The sequence below is a fragment of the Mycobacterium sp. NGS61 genome (genome assembly GCF_059812325.1).
Genome location: NZ_JCALCL010000003.1, coordinates 304,627 through 323,003, shown reverse-complemented (window position 1 = coordinate 323,003; position 18,377 = coordinate 304,627). Strand labels below are relative to the sequence as shown.

Annotated in this window: 17 protein-coding genes and 1 other RNA gene; 3 read left to right on the top strand and 15 right to left on the bottom strand. The window is 67.7% G+C overall.

Going from position 1 to position 18,377, the window contains the following annotated elements:
• A complete protein-coding gene (locus AC5Y3Z_RS09080) occupies positions 1 to 432 on the bottom strand; it encodes an RDD family protein (protein ID WP_463824509.1) in 432 nt (143 codons plus the stop codon).
• Between the two features lie 219 nt (positions 433 to 651).
• Between AC5Y3Z_RS09080 and glnA (AC5Y3Z_RS09075) the strand changes: the two genes are divergently transcribed.
• Positions 652 to 2,088, top strand: coding sequence for a type I glutamate--ammonia ligase (glnA, locus tag AC5Y3Z_RS09075; RefSeq protein WP_463824510.1), 1,437 nt, complete (start codon positions 652 to 654; stop codon positions 2,086 to 2,088).
• A 63-nt stretch (positions 2,089 to 2,151) separates the two neighbouring features.
• Here glnA (AC5Y3Z_RS09075) and AC5Y3Z_RS09070 read toward each other — a convergent pair whose 3' ends face one another.
• The 7 genes from AC5Y3Z_RS09070 to AC5Y3Z_RS09040 all read right to left on the bottom strand — a co-directional run bounded on the left by AC5Y3Z_RS09070 (position 2,152) and on the right by AC5Y3Z_RS09040 (position 11,669).
• The gene (locus AC5Y3Z_RS09070) at positions 2,152 to 2,373 is read right to left on the bottom strand and encodes a hypothetical protein (protein WP_463824511.1); all 222 of its coding nucleotides are present in this window, start codon (positions 2,371 to 2,373) and stop codon (positions 2,152 to 2,154) included.
• Between the two features lie 38 nt (positions 2,374 to 2,411).
• A complete protein-coding gene (locus tag AC5Y3Z_RS09065; RefSeq protein ID WP_463824512.1) occupies positions 2,412 to 3,272 on the bottom strand; it encodes a TIGR03619 family F420-dependent LLM class oxidoreductase in 861 nt (286 codons plus the stop codon).
• Complete coding sequence (locus tag AC5Y3Z_RS09060) at positions 3,269 to 3,916, bottom strand: PaaI family thioesterase (RefSeq protein WP_463824513.1); 648 nt, start codon at positions 3,914 to 3,916, stop codon at positions 3,269 to 3,271. Before AC5Y3Z_RS09060 ends, AC5Y3Z_RS09065 begins: the two co-directional genes overlap by 4 nt.
• Positions 3,913 to 6,909 carry a bifunctional [glutamine synthetase] adenylyltransferase/[glutamine synthetase]-adenylyl-L-tyrosine phosphorylase gene (locus AC5Y3Z_RS09055; protein ID WP_463824514.1) on the bottom strand — a complete coding sequence of 999 codons (2,997 nt, stop codon included), beginning with the start codon at positions 6,907 to 6,909 and terminating at the stop codon, positions 3,913 to 3,915. The genes AC5Y3Z_RS09060 and AC5Y3Z_RS09055 overlap by 4 nt, the downstream gene beginning before the upstream one ends.
• Positions 6,910 to 6,993: 84 nt before the next feature.
• Positions 6,994 to 8,334, bottom strand: coding sequence for a type I glutamate--ammonia ligase (glnA, locus tag AC5Y3Z_RS09050; protein WP_463824515.1), 1,341 nt, complete (start codon positions 8,332 to 8,334; stop codon positions 6,994 to 6,996).
• A gap of 67 nt (positions 8,335 to 8,401) precedes the next feature.
• Complete coding sequence (locus AC5Y3Z_RS09045) at positions 8,402 to 9,961, bottom strand: alpha/beta hydrolase (protein ID WP_463824917.1); 1,560 nt, start codon at positions 9,959 to 9,961, stop codon at positions 8,402 to 8,404.
• Between the two features lie 148 nt (positions 9,962 to 10,109).
• Entirely contained in the window at positions 10,110 to 11,669 is a 1,560-nt protein-coding gene (locus AC5Y3Z_RS09040) for an alpha/beta hydrolase (protein WP_463824516.1), read from the bottom strand.
• Between the two features lie 257 nt (positions 11,670 to 11,926).
• Between AC5Y3Z_RS09040 and panB the strand changes: the two genes are divergently transcribed.
• Positions 11,927 to 12,769 carry a 3-methyl-2-oxobutanoate hydroxymethyltransferase gene (panB, locus tag AC5Y3Z_RS09035; RefSeq protein WP_463824517.1) on the top strand — a complete coding sequence of 281 codons (843 nt, stop codon included), beginning with the start codon at positions 11,927 to 11,929 and terminating at the stop codon, positions 12,767 to 12,769.
• A gap of 8 nt (positions 12,770 to 12,777) precedes the next feature.
• Here panB and AC5Y3Z_RS09030 read toward each other — a convergent pair whose 3' ends face one another.
• Positions 12,778 to 12,999 carry a hypothetical protein gene (locus AC5Y3Z_RS09030; RefSeq protein WP_463824518.1) on the bottom strand — a complete coding sequence of 74 codons (222 nt, stop codon included), beginning with the start codon at positions 12,997 to 12,999 and terminating at the stop codon, positions 12,778 to 12,780.
• A gap of 107 nt (positions 13,000 to 13,106) precedes the next feature.
• On the opposite strand from AC5Y3Z_RS09030, the gene AC5Y3Z_RS09025 reads away from it, so the two are divergent.
• Positions 13,107 to 14,642, top strand: coding sequence for a CYTH and CHAD domain-containing protein (locus AC5Y3Z_RS09025; protein ID WP_463824519.1), 1,536 nt, complete (start codon positions 13,107 to 13,109; stop codon positions 14,640 to 14,642).
• An 18-nt stretch (positions 14,643 to 14,660) separates the two neighbouring features.
• On the opposite strand, the gene AC5Y3Z_RS09020 is transcribed toward AC5Y3Z_RS09025, so the two are convergent.
• The 6 genes from AC5Y3Z_RS09020 to AC5Y3Z_RS08995 all read right to left on the bottom strand — a co-directional run bounded on the left by AC5Y3Z_RS09020 (position 14,661) and on the right by AC5Y3Z_RS08995 (position 18,374).
• Entirely contained in the window at positions 14,661 to 15,044 is a 384-nt protein-coding gene (locus AC5Y3Z_RS09020) for a type II toxin-antitoxin system VapC family toxin (protein ID WP_463824520.1), read from the bottom strand.
• Entirely contained in the window at positions 15,041 to 15,271 is a 231-nt protein-coding gene (locus AC5Y3Z_RS09015) for a type II toxin-antitoxin system Phd/YefM family antitoxin (RefSeq protein ID WP_463824521.1), read from the bottom strand. The genes AC5Y3Z_RS09020 and AC5Y3Z_RS09015 overlap by 4 nt, the downstream gene beginning before the upstream one ends.
• 38 nt (positions 15,272 to 15,309) lie before the next feature.
• A complete protein-coding gene (locus AC5Y3Z_RS09010) occupies positions 15,310 to 15,912 on the bottom strand; it encodes a DsbA family protein (protein WP_463824918.1) in 603 nt (200 codons plus the stop codon).
• Between the two features lie 138 nt (positions 15,913 to 16,050).
• Positions 16,051 to 16,460, bottom strand: an RNA gene (gene rnpB, locus AC5Y3Z_RS09005) — RNase P RNA component class A.
• Positions 16,461 to 16,512: 52 nt separating this feature from the next.
• On the bottom strand, positions 16,513 to 17,640 hold the full coding sequence (locus tag AC5Y3Z_RS09000; RefSeq protein ID WP_463824522.1) for a bifunctional RNase H/acid phosphatase: 1,128 nt from the start codon (positions 17,638 to 17,640) through the stop codon (positions 16,513 to 16,515).
• The gene (locus AC5Y3Z_RS08995) at positions 17,637 to 18,374 is read right to left on the bottom strand and encodes a zinc ribbon domain-containing protein (protein ID WP_463824523.1); all 738 of its coding nucleotides are present in this window, start codon (positions 18,372 to 18,374) and stop codon (positions 17,637 to 17,639) included. Before AC5Y3Z_RS08995 ends, AC5Y3Z_RS09000 begins: the two co-directional genes overlap by 4 nt.
• Positions 18,375 to 18,377 lie beyond the last annotated feature (3 nt).

The window sequence follows — 18,377 nt, the reverse complement described above, 5'->3', positions numbered from 1 at the left end:
CTACCGACCTGGGCGCCGCAGCACCGCGGTGTTGGTCAGCCGGTCCTGCAGCCCACGCCCGTCGGCGTCGGTGAACAGCGGCGGGACCACCAGGAAAATCAGCACGACGCGCGCCAGGCTGCGGCCGATGCCGATGGGCAGCCGGCCGTCCACCGCCGCCACCTGGAGGCCCAGCGCCAGCTGGCCCGGGGTGACGCCGAACAGGCGCACCGACACCGCGCCCAGCACCAGCCAGATCACCAGCTGCACCGTCGACAACACGGCCTCGGAGATCGCGCCGAACGTCAGGGCGAGCAGGGCCAGACCGGCGGCGATCAACCAGTCGACCAGCAACGCCACCAACCGGCGCCCGGTGGGCGCCAGCGACCCCGGGCCGGTCTGCGGCAGGCCCAGCGTCTGGCCCGGGTAACCGGGAGCTGATTCCCGCGTCATCGGATCGTCCACGATTGCGGGCGTTGGGACGGCCCGTAACGCCTCGACCGACCACCAGTTACGATCTTGCGGGCCATGGCTTTCACAATAGGGCTCGGCGGTTGACCGAGCGCTGTCGCGAGTGCTGCGGCACGTAACGCCTGTGCAACACGGGGTTGACGGACTCGCAACATGACGTCCCTAGCGTCGGCCGCGAATCACCGAGTAAAGGAGCTTTCTGTGACGGATAAGACGCCCGACGACGTCTTCAAACTTGCCAAAGACGAAAACGTCGAGTTTGTCGACGTCCGTTTCTGTGACCTGCCCGGAGTGATGCAGCACTTCACGATCCCGATCTCGTTCTTCGACGAGAGCGTGTTCGAGGACGGCCTGGCCTTCGACGGTTCGTCGATCCGTGGTTTCCAGTCGATCCACGAGTCCGACATGCTGCTGCTGCCCGACCCTGCCACGGCCAAGATCGACCAGTTCCGCGAGGCCAGGACGCTCAACCTGAACTTCTTCGTGCACGACCCGTTCACCTTGGAGCCGTACTCCCGCGACCCGCGCAACGTCGCCCGCAAGGCGGAGAACTACCTGATCTCCACCGGCATCGCCGACACCGCCTACTTCGGCGCCGAAGCCGAGTTCTACATCTTCGACTCGGTGAGCTTCGACTCGCGGACCAACGGCTCGTTCTACGAGGTGGATGCGATCTCGGGTTGGTGGAACACCGGTTCGCCCAACGAGCTCGACGGCAGCCCCAACCGCGGCTACAAGGTGCGCCCCAAGGGCGGCTACTTCCCGGTGGCCCCCGTCGACCACTACGTCGATCTGCGCGACAAGATGCTGACCAACCTGATCAACGCCGGATTCGAGCTGGAGAAGGGCCACCACGAGGTGGGCACCGGCGGGCAGGCCGAGATCAACTACAAGTTCAACACGCTGCTGCACGCGGCCGACGACATGCAGCTGTACAAGTACATCGTCAAGAACACCGCCTGGGCGCACGGCAAGACCGTCACCTTCATGCCCAAGCCGCTGTTCGGCGACAACGGTTCGGGCATGCACACCCACCAGTCGCTGTGGAAGGACGGCAACCCGCTGATGTACGACGAGACCGGGTACGCCGGCCTGTCGGACACCGCGCGCCACTACATCGGCGGCCTGCTGCACCACGCCCCGTCGTTGCTCGCTTTTACCAACCCGACGGTGAACTCCTACAAGCGGCTGGTGCCCGGCTACGAGGCCCCGATCAACCTGGTGTACAGCCAGCGCAACCGCAGCGCCTGCGTCCGTATTCCGATCACCGGCAGCAACCCGAAGGCCAAGCGGCTGGAGTTCCGTTGCCCGGACTCCTCGGGCAACCCGTACCTGGCGTTCTCGGCGATGCTGATGGCCGGCCTGGACGGCATCAAGAACAAGATCGAGCCGCAGGCACCGGTGGACAAGGACCTCTACGAGCTGCCGCCGGAGGAGGCTGCGAACATCCCGCAGGCTCCGGTGCAGCTGTCCGCAGTGATCGACAAGCTGGAGGAGGACCACGAGTACCTCACCGAGGGCGGGGTGTTCACCTCCGACCTGATCGAGACGTGGATCAACTTCAAGCGGGACAACGAGATCCTGCCGGTTCAGATCCGGCCGCACCCGTACGAGTTCGCGCTGTACTACGACGTGTAGACCCGCTAGCAGTCGCAAACCCCCCATTTCCCGCAACGGAGATGGGGGGTTTTGCGTCTCGGGCTACAGCTTGGGGCGGTGCGCGATGATGCCCCGCGTCATCTTGACCGGCTGCCCCTCGACCATCTCCACCACCTCCAGCCAGGCGCCCGGCGCCACGATGTGGCGGCTGATGTCCTCGCGCTTGAGCTGAATGATCAGCAGGCCGGCGTCGGTGATCTCGAAGCTGTCCGCGGCTCCGTAGTCCCGTGCTTCACCGTTGCCGAAGACGACCGTAAAAGGCATGGGTGGAGTATCGCCCACGGCGCCGCCCGGCCGCGAATCTAGGCGTCGAGCGCGAGGTCCTTGCGGAACCTCCGCATGCCGTCGATCTTCTCGGCCAGCGTGGCCTGCGGCCCGGCGTAGAACATCCACGGCATTGTGATGATGCCGGTGATGCCGGCGTCTTCGGCGCGCTGGTAGTCGGCGGCGGTGAACGCATCGATCAACGGCGTCAGGATGGTGAAACCGTCCATGGACAAACCGTTTTCGGCACGCAGTTCCCGCAGCCTAGCCACCCGCTCGATGGCGCGGTCGGTCTTGATGAAGTCCCCGATCCATCCGTCGTAGCGCGCGGCCCGCCGCAACGCGATGTCGCTCAGACCCCCGACGTACACCGGGATCGGCGGAGGCGTCGGCTGCATTTCCAGTCGCGGCGCCTGGTAGAACCGGCCGTCGAATTCGGTCCAGCCCGGTTGCCACAATTCCCGCATCAACGCGATCATTTCGTCGGTGCGTTTGCCCCGCGCCGCGAACTGCTCCCCCATCAACTCGAACTCTTCGCGGCACCAGCCCACCCCGATGCCCAACTCCACCCGCCCGGAAGCCAGAACCGCCGCGGTCCCAATGGCTTTGGCGGCCGAATACGGGTTGCGCATCGCCGGAATGTAGACGGTGTTGACGAACTTGAGTCGGGTGGTGACCTGGGCGAGCGCACCCACCAGCACCCACGGATCCGGCCAGTCGGTGAACGGCTGCCAGCGGCGCTGCCCGTTCTTGGTGTACGGGTACGGGGTCTGCAGCGTCTCGAGGTTCACCACGTGGTCGGGAATGCCGATCCCGTCGTAGCCGAGTTCGTCAGCGGCCCTGGCGATCTCAACGATCTCCGGGGTGTCCAGGAAGGCGCTGCTGACGTAGAACTTCACTGCCCGTTCCTTACCCAGGACGGTTCGATGAAGACACCTTCCGCCTCGACCGTGATCCCGGCCGCATCCGAGATGAAGCCGCGCGCAAAGACTTTGACACCTTCTTTGCGGTCGATCCAGGCCTCGGCCCGCAGCGGGCCCAGCGGTGTGCCGCGCAGGTACTTCACGGTGATGGTTCCGGTGAAACGCGGTTTCAGCAGTCCCTCGCTGGCCGCCTCGCCGAGGATGTGGTCGAGCACCAGTGCGCTGACCCCGCCGTGCACCAGCGTGGGCGGGCCCTCGTAAGCGCGACCGAGGACGAACTCGGCCCAGCACCGCCCGCCGCCCTCATGCTGCACGACGACCGGCGGCGCGATCGGATTGCACACGCCGACAACGGCATTGCCCAACGGCAGCGGGCGATCGCCGACGCGGTAACTCACTCTGCCGGGCCGGACTCGCTGCCGCAACGATTCGGTGACCCCCGCGACGGTGGCTGTCGCCGCAGCGATGACGTCGTCGTCCGCCTCGGTACTGATGGTGGCGTCGAGGAGTTCCCGGACGGCTTGCGCCAACGGCGCATGCAGGGCTGTCACCCGGTCCGCCTCCGCGGGGCTCAATTCCTCGAACTCCACACCGCCGAGCGCGCCCATCTCCTGACTCAACTGCCGAACACCTTGCGCACCACTGCTTTTGCCCGCCTCGTCACTCGAAGATAGTTGTCCAGAAACTCGCCGCCGTCGTCGTTGTGCCAGCCCGCGGCGACCGCGACGGCGTTGAGCTGACGGCCGGGTCCGGGTAACTGGTCGGTGGGTTTGCCGCGCACCAGCACCAGCGCATTGCGCGCGGCGGTGGCGGTCAGCCACGCCTGGCGCAGCAGATCCACCTCGTCCTGCTCGACCAGGCCGTGTTCGGCGATCACGTCCAGCGATTGCAACGTCGAGGTGTTGTGCAGGGCCGGGATCTCATGCGCGTGCCGCAACTGCAGCAGCTGCACCGTCCATTCGATGTCGGCCAGTCCGCCGCGGCCCAGTTTGGTGTGGGTGTTGGGGTCGGCACCGCGGGGCAGCCGCTCGGACTCGATGCGCGCTTTGATCCGACGGATCTCGTGGACCGCTTCGGGCGACACGCCGTTCTGTGGATAGCGGGTCTTGTCGACCATCAGCAGGAACCGCTGACCCAGCTCCGCGTCGCCGGCGACCGCGTGCGCGCGCAACAGCGCCTGGATTTCCCAGGCCTGGGCCCACTGCGCGTAGTACGCCTCATAGGAGGCCAGCGTGCGGACCAGCGGCCCGCTGCGGCCCTCGGGCCGCAGATTGGCGTCGACCTCCAGCGGCGGGTCGACGCTGGGTGTGCCCAGCTGCTTTCGCACCTGCTCGGCGACGGTGGTTGCCCACTTCACCGCCTGTGAGTCGGGCACTCCGTCGGCCGGTTCGCAGACGAACATCACGTCGGCGTCCGAGCCGTAGCCCAGCTCCGCACCGCCCAGCCGGCCCATGCCGATGACGGCGATCGTCGCCGGCGCCCGCCCGTCCGCCGGCAGGCTGGCCCGAACGACGGCGTGCAGCGCCGCCTGCAGCACAGCGACCCAGATGGATGTCAACGCCGCGCACACGTCGCGGACTTCCAGCATGCCGAGCAGGTCGGCGGAGGCGACGCGGGCCAATTCCCGACGTCGCAGCGTGCGCGCCGAGCCGATGGCGCGCACCGGGTCGCTCTGCCGGCCCGCCGAGGCGACCAGCGCACGCGCCACCGCCGCGGGCTCACTCTCGAGCAGTTTGGGCCCGGCCACGCCGTCACCGTAGGACTGGATGACCTCTGGTGCGCGCATCAACAGATCCGGCACGAAGGCCGAGGTGCCCAGCACGTGCATCAGCCGTCGTCCGACGGTGGGTTTGTCCCGCAGCGTCGCCAGGTACCAGGTGTGCGAGGACAACGCCTCGCTGAGTTTGCGGTACGCCAGCAGCCCGGTGTCGGGGTCGGGGGCGTAGGACAGCCAGTCCAGCAGGCGGGGCATCAGCACCGACTGCACCCGCCCGCGCCGGCCACTCTGGTTGACCAGCGCCGACATGTGTTTCAACGCGATCTGCGGGGCCTCGTAGCCCAGCGCGGCCAGCTGTCGTATCGCGGCCTCGGACGTCATGCGTCCGCCGACCAGTTCCAGCCCGGGCGGGCCGATCGACTCCAGCAGCGGCTGATAGAACAACTTGGCGTGCAACCGCGACACCCGGACGTTCTGGTGCTTGAGTTCCTCGCGCAGGACCCCGGCCGCGTCGTGGCGGCCGTCGGGACGGATGTGCGCTGCCCGGGCCAGCCAGCGGACCGCCTCCTCGTCGTCGGCCTCGGGCAGCAGGTGGGTGCGCTTGAGGCGCTGCAGCTGAAGGCGATGCTCGAGCAGTCGCAGGAACTCGTAGGAGGCGATCATGTTCGCCGCGTCCTCGCGGCCGATGTAGCCGCCTTCGCCCAGCGCGGTCAGCGCGTCCACGGTGGAAGCGACGTGCAGCGAATCGTCGCTGCGGCCGTGCACCAACTGCAGCAGCTGCGCGGCGAACTCCACGTCGCGCAGTCCCCCGCTGCCGAGTTTGAGCTCGCGGCCCCGGATGTCGGCGGGCACCAGTTTTTCGACCCGGCGCCGCATGGCCTGCACTTCCGGCACGAAATCCTCACGCTCGCAGGCGGTCCAGACCATCGGCGTCAATGCTTCGAGGTAGCGCTGGGCCAGTTCGGCGTCACCGACTGCGGCCCTGGCCTTCATCAGCGCCTGGAATTCCCAGGTCTTGGCCCAGCGCTGGTAGTAGGCGACGTGGGATTCCACGGTGCGAACCAGTTCCCCGTGCCGGCCCTCTGGGCGCAGCCCGGCGTCCACTTCGAAGAACGCTGCCGACGCCACCCGCATCATCTCGCCGGCAACCCGGGTGGTGATCGGGTCGGCGCGCTCGCCGACGAAGATCACGTCGACGTCGCTGACGTAGTTCAGTTCCCGCGCACCGCATTTGCCCATCGCGATCACGGCCAGGCGCGGCGGCGTCTGGTCGGCGCACACGGTCTCCTCGGCCACGCGCAGGGCGGCGGCCAGCGCGGCGTCGGCGGTGTCGGCCAGTTGCGCACCCACGGTGGTGAACGGCAGCACCGGCTCGTCTTCCACCGTCGGCGCCAGGTCGAGGGCGGCCAGCACCAGCAGGTGGTCGCGGTAGCGGACGCGCAGGCGCAGCTCGATCGAATTCGAGGATTCCTCGACGCACTCGAAGAACGACGCGCGCAGCTCGGCGGCGGACGGCAGTTTGACCTTGCCCCGCAACAGTTTCCAGGACTGCGGGTTGGCGATCAGGTGGTCCCCCAGCGCCAGGGAGGAACCCAGGACGGCGAACAGCCGGCCACGCAGACTGCGTTCGGCGAGCAGTGCCGCGTTCAGTTCGTTCCAACCGGAGTCCAGCGCCTCGGCCAGCCGGATCAGGGCGCGTAGCGCGGCGTCGGCATCCGGAGCGCGCGACAGCGACCAGAGCAGGTCGACGTGCGCCTGATCGTCGTGCTGATCCCAGCCCAGTTCCGTCAGCCGGGCGCCGGCCCGGGGGTCCATCAGTCCGAGCCGGCCGACGCTGGGCAACTTCGGTCGCTGCGTGGCGGGCTTGGTCACGACCCGCGCCGCCGACGATGCCAAGCCAAGCGGTACAGAAGATGGGCGCCCACGCCACTGACGGTAGCGCAACCGCGCCGCGGTTCCGGCGCGCCGGTCGGGGATCAGCTACAGCGACAGATAGGAACGCAGCTCGAACGGCGTGACGTGGCTGCGGTAGTTCGCCCACTCGGTGCGCTTGTTGCGTAGGAAGAAGTCAAAAACGTGCTCTCCCAACGCCTCCGCTACCAGCTCGGAGGACTCCATGGCGCGCAGCGCGTTGTCCAGGCTGGTCGGCAGCTCCCGGTACCCCATGGTGCGGCGTTCCTCCGGGGTGAGGTCCCAGACGTTGTCCTCGGCCTGCGGTCCGAGCACGTAACCCTTCTCCACGCCGCGCAGTCCGGCGGCCAGCAGCACTGCGAACGCCAGGTAGGGATTGCACGCCGAGTCGGGACTGCGCACCTCCACGCGTCGCGACGACGTTTTGTGCGGCGTGTACATAGGTACCCGCACCAGGGCGGAGCGGTTGGCGGCCCCCCAGGAGGCCGCGGTGGGTGCCTCGCCGCCGTGCACCAGACGCTTGTAGGAGTTCACCCACTGGTTGGTGACGGCGCTGATCTCCGAGGCGTGCTCGAGGATCCCGGCGATGAAGGACTTGCCGACCTCGGAGAGCTGCAGCGGGTCGTCGTCGCTGTGGAAGGCGTTGACGTCGCCCTCGAACAGGCTCATGTGGGTGTGCATGGCCGAGCCGGCGTGCTGGCCGAAGGGCTTGGGCATGAAGGTCGCGCGGACACCTTCGTCCAGCGCGACTTCTTTCATGATGTAGCGGAAGGTCATCACGTTGTCGGCCATCGACAGCGCGTCGGCGAAACGCAGGTCGATCTCCTGCTGGCCGGGGGCGCCTTCGTGGTGGCTGAACTCCACCGAGATGCCCATGAACTCCAGGGCGTCGATGGCGTGGCGGCGGAACTTCGACGCGGATTCGTGGACGGCCTGGTCGAAGTAGCCGGCGTTGTCGATGGGCACCGGCTCGGTGCCGTCCTCGGGACCGGGCTTGAGGAGGAAGAATTCGATTTCGGGGTGCACGTAGCAGGAGAAGCCGAGATCGTTGGCCTTCTGCAGCTGGCGGCGCAGCACATGGCGCGGGTCTGCCCAGGACGGCGAGCCGTCCGGCATGGTGATGTCGCAGAACATCCGCGCGGAGTGGTGGTGGCCGGCTTTGGTGGCCCAGGGCAGTACCTGGAAGGTCGACGGGTCGGGGTGCGCGACGGTGTCGGATTCCGAGACCCGCGCGAAGCCTTCGATCGAGGACCCGTCGAAGCCGATGCCCTCTTCGAAAGCGCCCTCTAGTTCGGCTGGGGCGATCGCGACCGACTTGAGGTACCCGAGCACGTCGGTGAACCAGAGCCGGACGAAGCGGATGTCGCGCTCTTCCAGCGTGCGCAGGACGAATTCCTTCTGTCGATCCATATCCCGCACACTAGGCACGCTCTGTTAATTCCGTGTTACGCACGCCACGCCAGGCGCGTTGCGGCACTCACGCCTGACACCGCAAATTGGGCAGCGGCAGCGTCAGATCGAGCAGGTATCGCGCCACGGCGGCGTCCACGCAGTTGTTGCCGTCGAAGACGACGGTGTGCTGGGTGCCGTCGAAGGTGATCAGCGGCCCGCCGAGCTGACGGGCCAGGTCGACCCCGGCCTGGTACGGGGTGGCCGGATCGTGGGTGGTGGACACGACGACGACTTTGCCGGGCGGGGCCGGTGCCGCGGCGTGCGGTGTCGAGGTCGCCGGCTCGGGCCACAGCGCGCAGATGTCTCTCGGGGCGGATCCGGTGAACTGTCCGTAGCTGAGGAACGGCGCCACTTCGCGCAGGCGCCGGTCGGCGGTCACCCAGGACGCCGGATCGGTGGGGGTCGGCGCGTCGACACATCGGATCGCGTTGAACGCGTCCTGGCCGTTGTCGTAGTGGCCCTGCTTGTCCCGGCCGTTGTAGTCGTCGGCCAGCAACAGCAGGTCCCCGGCATCGGTGCCGCGCTGCAACCCGAGCAGGCCGCTGGTCAGGTACTTCCAGTGCTGCGGGGTGTACAGCGCGTTGATGGTGCCGGTGGTGGCGTCGGCGTAGCCCAGCCCGCGCGGGTCGGAGGTCTTGCCCGGGGTGGTGACCAACGGGTCCACCAGCGCGTGGTAGCGGGTGACCCACTGGGCCGGGTCGGTGCCCAGCGGGCACGCGGTGGACTTTGCGCAGTCGGCGGCGTAGTCGTTGAACGCGGTCTGGAAGCCCGCCATCTGGTTGATGGTCTGCTCGATGGGCCCGATGGTCGGGTCGATGGCGCCGTCGAGCACCATCGCCCGCACGTGCGGGGCGAACCGCTCGATGTAGGCGGTCCCGAGCTCGGTGCCGTAGCTGTAGCCGAGGTAGTTGATCTGTTCGTCGCCCATCGCCTGCCGCACCAGGTCCATATCGCGGGCGGCTGACGCGGTGCCGATGTTGGCCAGGAACGCCTGGCCCATCCGGTCGACGCAATGCTGGGCCAGTTCCCGGTAGACCTGCTCGATGTGCGCGACCCCGGCCGGGCTGTAGTCCACCATCGGGTCACGCCGGTAGGCGTCGAATTCCGCGTCGCTGCGGCAACGCAACTCGGGGGTGGAGTGGCCGACGCCGCGCGGGTCGAACCCGACCAGGTCGAAGTGCCGGGTGATGTCGGTGTCCTTGAGCTGGGGTGCCATGCCGGCGACCATGTCCACCGCCGACGCGCCGGGGCCACCCGGGTTGACCAACAGCGAGCCGATCCGCTGACCGGTGGCGGGAACCCGGATCACCGCCAACTTTGCCTGTTGCCCCGTGGGTTTGTCGTAATCGACGGGAACGGCGACGGTGGCGCACTGCGCGGTGGGGATGTTGGTGGTGTCGCTGATGAATTCGCGGCAGGGTCCCCAGCTCTGTTGTGGTGCCGCGGCGGGTGCTGCCGGCATCTGGGTCTGCCCGGTATCGGGTTCGGGCGTGGCCCCGGCGACCGGCAACGGCTGCCCGCAGAACACCAGACCACACGACAACAGCGCCGAGCTCACCGTTCTCAGGCGCAACATGGCCGAAATCGTCTCATTGTCGAATACCGCAGCAGGACGCGAAATGGTTACGCCTTGGTCGCTATTGCGCAGCGCGCGGTGCGTCGCCGAGCGTGCGTCTCACGACGCGACACTCCGTCGCGGCGTCGCGAGGTTCACAGTCGACGGCGCAAGCGCGTCAGCAGCTGGCCCCGGCCGGCGGCGTGGTGCCGTTGATCAGGTAGTCGGTGATGTGGTCGTCGATGCAGCCGTCCCCTTGGAACACCACGGTGTGCTGGGTTCCGTTGAACGTGAGCAACGACCCTTTCAGTTGGGCGGCCAGGTCGACGCCGGCCTTGTACGGCGTGGCCGGATCGTGCGTGGTCGACACGACGATCGTCGGCGGTAGGCCGGGAGCGCTGACGGCGTGCGGGCGGCTGGTCGGCGGTACCGGCCAGAACGCGCAGGTGCCCAGTGGCGCAAAGCCGGTGAACGAGCCGTAACTCATGAACGGTGCGACCTCGCGCGCGCGGCGGTCTTCGTCGACGACTTTGGCGCGGTCGGTGATCGGGGGCTGGTCAACGCAGTTGATGGCCACCCGCGCGTCGGTGGAGTTGTTGTAGTGGCCGTGTGAGTCGCGGCGCATGTACATGTCGGCCAGCGCGAGCATGGTGTCGCCGCGGTGTTCGTCGGCGAGTTCCTTGAGACCGTCGGTCAGGTGCCGCCACAGGTTCGGCGAGTACAGCGCCATGATGGTGCCCACGATGGCGTCGCTGTAGCTCAGGCCCCGCGGGTCTTTGGTCTTCGCGGGCCGGCCCACGGTGAGGTTGTCGGGGTCGACCAGCGGGTCCACCAGGTCGTGGTAGACCTGCACGGCCTTGGCCGGGTCGTCGCCCAGCGGGCAGCCCGAATCCTTGGCACAGTCGGCCGCGTAATCGTTGAACGCGTCTTGAAATCCTTTGGCCTGGCGCAGATCTGCCTCGATCGGGTCCGCGTTGGGATCCACGGCGCCGTCCAGGATCAGCGCCCGCACGTTCTGCGGGAAGGCCTCGGCGTAGGCCGCACCGATTCGGGTGCCGTACGAGTAGCCGAGGTAGGTCAGCTTGGCGTCACCAAGCGCCTTGCGGATGGCGTCCAGATCTCTGGCGACGTTGACGGTCCCGACGTTCGCCAGGAAGTTCTTGCCCATCTTGTCCACGCAACGCTGCACGAACTGCTTGGTCTCGTTTTCCATGCGGTCCACGCCGGCCTGGCTGTAGTCGACCTGCGGCTCGGCTCGCAGCCGGTCGTTGTCGGCGTCGGAATTGCACCAGATCGCGGGCCGCGAGCCCGCCACCCCGCGCGGATCGAAGCCCACCAGATCGAATCGTTCATGCACCCGCTTGGGCAGCGTCGAGAAGATGCCGAGCGCGGCCTCGATGCCGGACTCACCCGGACCGCCAGGGTTGATCACCAGCGAGCCGATCTTGTCCCCGCTCGCCGGAAAACGGATCAACCCGAGCGCAGCCACGTCACCGTCGGGATGGTCATAGTCGACAGGCACGGCGAGCTTGCCGCACATCGCGTTGCCGGGGATCTTCGCGGCGGGATTGGAGCTGCGGCACGGTGTCCACACCACCGGCGCGCCCAGCCGCGGCTCCGCCATGCGGGCGCGCCCGGCCACCACGTGAACGCAGCCCGCCACGGTCGACACCACGGTGGCCAGGACGGCCCAGACCAGCAGCTGGCGCGCGATCTCGGCGCGGCGAGTCAGGCACATGGCTCACCATGGTGCCAGAGGACCTGCACGGACCTGGTCAGCGGCCGATTTTCGGGGCGGGCTGGGTTCGCACCCCGGCCACTACCCCACTGAGACCAGTCCCGCGCGGGCGGCCGTTGCCTTCTTCAACGGGCAGGTCCGTGGCGAACACCACGATGCGTCGGGATCGCCCAGATGGCAGACTGTGGGGGTCAGACGAACCCGGGGACCCTGTGCAGGGCCACGAGGATCGACCCGACCACCACATTAGGACAACGATGTCTGAGAACGTCTACGGTTCGAATTCTGCTGCAGTTTCGGCGCCGCGACCCAAGATCCGCACCCACCACCTGCAGAAATGGAAGGCCGAAGGCCACAAGTGGGGGATGCTGACGGCATACGACTACTCGACGGCACGGGTCTTCGAAGAGGCCGGCATCCCGGTGCTGCTGGTCGGTGATTCCGCCGCCAACGTCGTCTACGGCTACGACACCACGGTGCCGATCTCGATCGACGAGTTGATCCCGCTGGTTCGCGGGGTGGTGCGGGGTGCCCCGCACGCGCTGGTCGTCGCCGATCTGCCGTTCGGCAGCTACGAGGGCGGACCGGCGGCTGCGCTGGCCTCGGCCACCCGGTTCATGAAGGAAGGCGGCGCCCACGCCGTCAAGCTCGAGGGTGGTGAGCGGGTCGCCGAGCAGATTGCCTGTCTGACCGCCGCGGGCATCCCGGTGATGGCGCACATCGGGTTCACCCCGCAGAGCGTCAACACATTGGGCGGGTTCAAGGTTCAGGGCCGCGGTGACGCCGCCGAACAGACCGTCGCCGACGCGATCGCCGTTGCCGAAGCGGGTGCGTTCGCCGTGGTGATGGAGATGGTTCCCGCGGAGTTGGCCACCCAGATCACCGGCAAGCTGACCATTCCGACCGTGGGCATCGGTGCCGGGCCGAACTGCGACGGTCAGGTGCTGGTGTGGCAGGACATGGCCGGGATGAGTGGCGGCAAAGCCGCTCGCTTCGTCAAACGGTTCGCCGACGTAGGCGGTGAATTGCGCCGTGCTGCAACGCAATACGCGCAAGAAGTGGCCAGCGGAACGTTTCCGGCCGAAGAGCACTGCTTCTAGCGGTTCGCTCAGCCGACGGCCGGTGGGGTACCCCAGAGCTCGATCACTTCGCCGATGTCGCGCAACATGACGTAGCGGTATCCGGACGCGTCCGCTTTGGCGCTGAACTCGTCGTAGGCGGCTCGGGCACCGGACTCGTCGCCCTGGTACACGGTGGTCGGCACGGGCGGCACTCCCGTGCTCTGCTCGTCCGCTTCACCGATCACGACGTTCCACGACTGCTCAGTCATGGCACCCACGCTAGTCGGCTCGTTAACCCTGATGTGGCAATCTATGGATGCCGTCCCTGGCCCCGCACGAACAGCGGACGGCTCCCGGTCCTCTCCCTGGAGATCAAATGCCTGCTAAAGCGTCGAAGTCGGCGCGACATCTGGAAGTCGAGCGCAAGTTCGACGTGATCGACTCGACCGTGTCGCCGTCCTTCGAAGGCATCGCGGCAGTGGCCCGCGTCGAGAAGCCGCCGGTGCAGGAACTCGATGCGGTCTACTACGACACCGCCGGACAGGACCTGGCCCGCAACCGGATCACCCTGCGCCGCCGCACCGGTGGGTCCGATGCCGGTTGGCATCTGAAGTTGCCCGCCGGACCGGACTCCCGTACCGAGATCCACGCCTCGCTGGAGGCGTCCGACAGCGACACCGTTCCGGCCGAGTTGCTGGATGTGGTGCTGGCCATCGTGCGGGACCGGCCGGTCAAACCGGTGGCCCGCATCACCACGCGGCGCGAGCGTCAGGTGCTGTACGACGGGCAGGGTGCGGCGCTGGCAGAGTTCTGCGATGACCACGTGACCGCATGGTCGGCCGCCGACTCCGAGGAGCAGCAGTGGCACGAGTGGGAGCTCGAGCTTGCCGGCACCGACGATGGGCAGGGAGCGAACCAGGAGCTGCTGGACCGGCTCAGCAATCGGCTGCTGGATGCCGGGGCGGCGCCGGCCGGACACGGTTCCAAGCTGGCCCGGGTGCTCGATCGCGAAGCGAAGCCGGCTGACGCCCCGACCGCAACGGACCCGGTCCATCGGGCGGTGGCCAAGCATGTCGAGGAGCTGGTCGCCTGGGATCGCGCGGTGCGCGCCGACGTCTACGACTCCGTGCACCAGCTGCGGGTGATCACCCGCAAGATCCGCAGCCTGCTCAAGGACTCGCAGGATTCCTTCGGATTGGCCGACGGCGCTTGGATTCTCGACGAACTGCGCGAACTCGCCGGGGTGCTGGGCCTGGCCCGCGACGCCGAGGTGCTCGGCGAACGCTACGAGCGGGAACTGAACGCACTTGATCCTGCGCTGGTGCGCGGGCCGGTGTGGGACCGGCTGGTCGAGGGCGCGCAACGGCGTTACCAGGTCGGGCTGCGGCGCTCGCTGGTCGCGATGCGATCCAAGCGGTACTTCCGCCTGCTCGACGCGCTGGACGAAGTGGTGGCTGAGCGCCCGGTGCCCGCCGCCGGTGCGGAACCGGCGCCGGTGACCATCGATGCCGCCTACAAACGGGTGCGCAAGGCCGTGCAGAAAGCCGAGGCCGCCAGACAGGCGGCTGACAGCGACGAAGCCGCCGCGGACGAGATTGTGGACGCCGATGAAGCCCTGCACGTGATCCGCAAGCGCGCCAAGAGATTGCGGTACACGGCGGCGGCCACCGGCGACGATCAGGTCGCTCAGCAGGCCAAGGTCATTCAGAGTCTGCTCGGCGACCATCAGGACAGCGCGGTCAGCCGGGAACACCTGCTCACCCAGGCCGACGCGGCGCACGCCGCGGGTGAAGACACCTTCACCTACGGTCTGCTCTACCAACGTGAGACCGAGATCGCGGAAACCAGCACCGCACAGCTGGACTCGGCGCTGCGCGACCTGGACAAGGCGGTGCGGCGCGCCCGGCGCTGAGTCGAAGCGCGCGGACGTTCAGAGCCTGGCGTCGAGGGCATCAGGAACTGCCGCCAGGAGCTTCGCGTCCGCAGTGAGCAGGGCGAGCCGCTCCACGGCCGCCTGGGCGACGAGGATCGCGTCGAATGGATCCTTGTGCGGTAGCGAGGTGAGCTCGAACGCGAGGGTGTGGTGACGGGTGATCGAAAGGTCCTGCAGTCCGGATCGGCTTATTGACTGGTCGAGGTCGTCCGGCAGCGTGAGCTTGCCGATTGCCGCCTTGATGGCAAGCTCCCAGGTGCTGGCGGCCGAGACGAATACGGCGGGGCTCGCCGTGATGTGAGCGCGCGCCGTTGTCCCCAGCCGCGGGTTGTCTTCCAGGAGCCAGATCAGGACGTGGGTGTCCAGCAACACCCCGTTCATTCGATGCCGAACAATGCGTTGACGTCGCTATCGGTGTCATCGAAGCGTTCGGTGTCGTAACCGAATTGGCCGGCGAGCCCGCCGAAGGCGATGTCGGTGCGCAAGTGCGGCACCAGATCGGCCACCGGTTTGCCGGCCCGCGCGATCGTGATCTTCTCGCCGTTTTCGACGCGGGCCAGCAGCTGCGACAGATGGGTCTTGGCCTCGTGAATATTTACGGTCGCCATGACGACCAGGCTAACTGACTTAGTCTAGTCAGACTAAGTCAGTTCAACGCCGGGAGACGGTTCAGCCAATCAGAGTTGCCGTCGACGGATTCACCGCCGATGACGACCTTGGGCACACCGGGATCGGGCAGGGCGCGCAGCAACGCGAGATTGTGCGCGGCGATGACGCGCGCGTCGTACGGGATGGGCAGGCCGAGCTTGATCAATTCCTGCGCTGACGGCGGCGCCCCGGCATGGTCGGCCAGACCGGCGAGTTGCTCGTTGCTCAGATCCGTCGGACCTTCTTCCTTCGGTTGCTGATCGGCGGAGAAGATCTGCTCGATGAATCGCCAGGTGACGTCGCTCGAGTGCGAGTGATCGGCGACGATGAAGGCCGCGTAGCTGGCACGGCTGTCGTAAGTGCCGCTGGCCGAATACTTTTCGAGGAAGTTGACGAGTCGCAGCTCGATGTGGAGGCGACCGGTCTCGATGCGGCGACCGATCTCGGTGCCCTGCTCGCGCACCATCTTCCCGCTGTAGGGGCACAGCGGATCCAGATACAACTCGATCTGGCCCGGCGCCGCCGGGTCGCCGATCGACAGGATGTCCCCGGCCGGCGCGGCATCGGCGCCGGATGCGCGTCCGGCACCGGGGGTCCACATCACCAGTGCCGCCAGTAGACCGAGCGTCACCGCGACGGCGATGGACTGACCTGCGGACCGTTTCACGACGGAGGTTCTGGTGACGCTCGCTGTCATGGTCACCATCATGTCGGACGGGTCAGGTGGGCCGGCGCGGAGCGGACGAGTTGGCCTGTAAGCCGGATTCTGTTCCCCACCGCCGTGGCGGTGACCAACGGCGGCAGAGCGGCGACCATCCATCTGGACACACCGTTGCCGGGTGCCTCGAGCGGCCTACCCGCAGACTCGGGCGAGCAGCCCTCGAACGTCTGCGCAGCCGCACGGTCGGTGCGACCTTCTTGGCCTTGCTTCGGGTGGGGTTTGCCTAGCCACCCCGGTCACCCGGGATGCTGGTGCGCTCTTACCGCACCGTTTCACCCTTACCACCGCAAGGGTGGCGGTCTGTTCTCTGTGGCACTTTCCCGCGAGTCACCTCGGATTGCCGTTAGCAATCACCCTGCTCTGTGAAGTCCGGACTTTCCTCGACACAGCGCTGCCCGAGCCCGTGCCGCGGTCGCCCAGCCAACTCGTCCGCGACGAACACGGTACTCGCTGAGCTCAGCCACGGCCAGAGGCCAGCGGCTACAGGTATGCGGTCTGGTTGACCAGGCGCACTGAGGAGGCGCCGTCCGGGTAGAACTCGGCGATGCTCAGCGACGCCAGATCGAGGTGCATCCGGTACAGCAGGCCCGACCCGGCGTCCAGCGCCATGCGCAGCAGCAACTTGATCGGCGTGACGTGCGAGACCACCAGCACGTTCTCGCCTTCGTGGGCGGCGATGATCCGGTCCCGCGCACGACGAACGCGGCGCAGCACGTCGTCGAAGCTCTCCCCACCGGGCGGGACCGTGCCGGTGTCGTAGAGCCACCGTCGGTGCAAGTCGGGATCGCGGGCGGCGGCCTCGGCGAACGTCAGCCCTTCCCACGCCCCGAAGTCGGTTTCGATCAGGTCCTGGTCGACGGTCACGTCCAGGCCCAGCGCCCGGGCCGCCGTGGTCGCGGTGTCGTAGGCGCGCTGCAGCGGCGAGGAGACGACGGCGGCGATCCCGCGCCGCTGATTGAGGTACCGGGCCGCCAAACCTGCCTGCCGCCAACCGACTTCGTTCAGTGGCGGATTACCCCGCCCGGAGTAGCGGCGTTGCACCGACAGTTCGGTCTGCCCGTGCCGCAGCAGCAGCAGTCGGGTGGGGATGCCGCGGGCGCCGGTCCACCCCGGCCCGACGGTGGACAGGGTGGAGGCTTCGCTGACGCCCTTGCGGGCGGATTCGGTGACCGGCACGACGACCTTGTCGACCCGGCGATCCGTCTGGGCTGCGGCGTCCATCGCATCGTTGGCCAGCCGGTCGGCGTAGGCGTTCTGTTCCCGCGGAATCCACGAGTAGCTGATCCGACGGAACTGCGCCGCCAGTGACTGCGCCTGGGCGTGCAGTTCCACCAGGTCCGGGTGCTTGACCTTCCACCGGCCCGCCATCTGCTCGACCACCAGCTTGGAGTCCATCAGGACCGATACCTCGGTGGCGCCCATCTTCACGGCGTCGTCCAGGCCGGCGATCAGGCCACGGTATTCGGCGACGTTGTTGGTCGCGCGGCCGATGGCGTGCTTGGACTCGGCCAGCACGGTCTGGTGATCGGCGGACCACACCACCGCGCCGTACCCGGCGGGTCCGGGGTTGCCGCGCGATCCGCCGTCGGCTTCGATGACCACCTTCACTGCTGAAAACCTTTGACTCGCAACAAAATAGCGCCGCATTCCGGGCACCGCAGTACCTCGTCCTCGGCGGCCGCGGTGATGCGGGCGAGTTCGCCTCGGCCGATCTCGATCCGGCAGGCTCCGCACCGGTGTCCTTGCAGCGGCCCGGCCCCCGGGCCTCCCCCGGCCCGCTGGCGTTCGTAGAGCGCCGATAGCTCGGCGTCCAGCCCCGCGGCCAGCTCCTCGCGGCGGGCGCGGTGTTCGCCGCGGGTCTGCTCGAGTTCGGCGAGGGCGGCGTCCAGGGCCTGCTGGGCGGCGGCCAGGTCACTCTGCAAGGCCTCGATGGCACCGGACTCGATGTCGTGCTGCGCCTGCAACTCTTCGCGTCGTTCCATCACTTCGAGCAGCGAATCTTCCAGGCTGGCCTGGCGACGCTGCAAGGTCTCCAGCTCGTGCTGCAGGTCAGCCTGTTGCTTGGCGTCGGTGGCCCCTGAGGAAAGCAGCGAGCGGTCGCGGTCTTCGCGTTTGCGCACCCCGTCGATCTCGGACTCGAAACGCGCCACCTGGGCGTCCAAGTCCTCGATGGCGATCCGCACCGCGGCCAACCGGTCACTGGCGGCGGCGTGTTCGCCGTGTACCCGCTCGTAGTCCTGTCGTTGTGGCAGGTGGTCGGCGCGATGCGCCAGCCGGGACAGCTCGGCATCCAAGGTGGCCAGTTCGAGTAGCGAACGCTGTTGTGCTACTTCGGCTTTCATGCG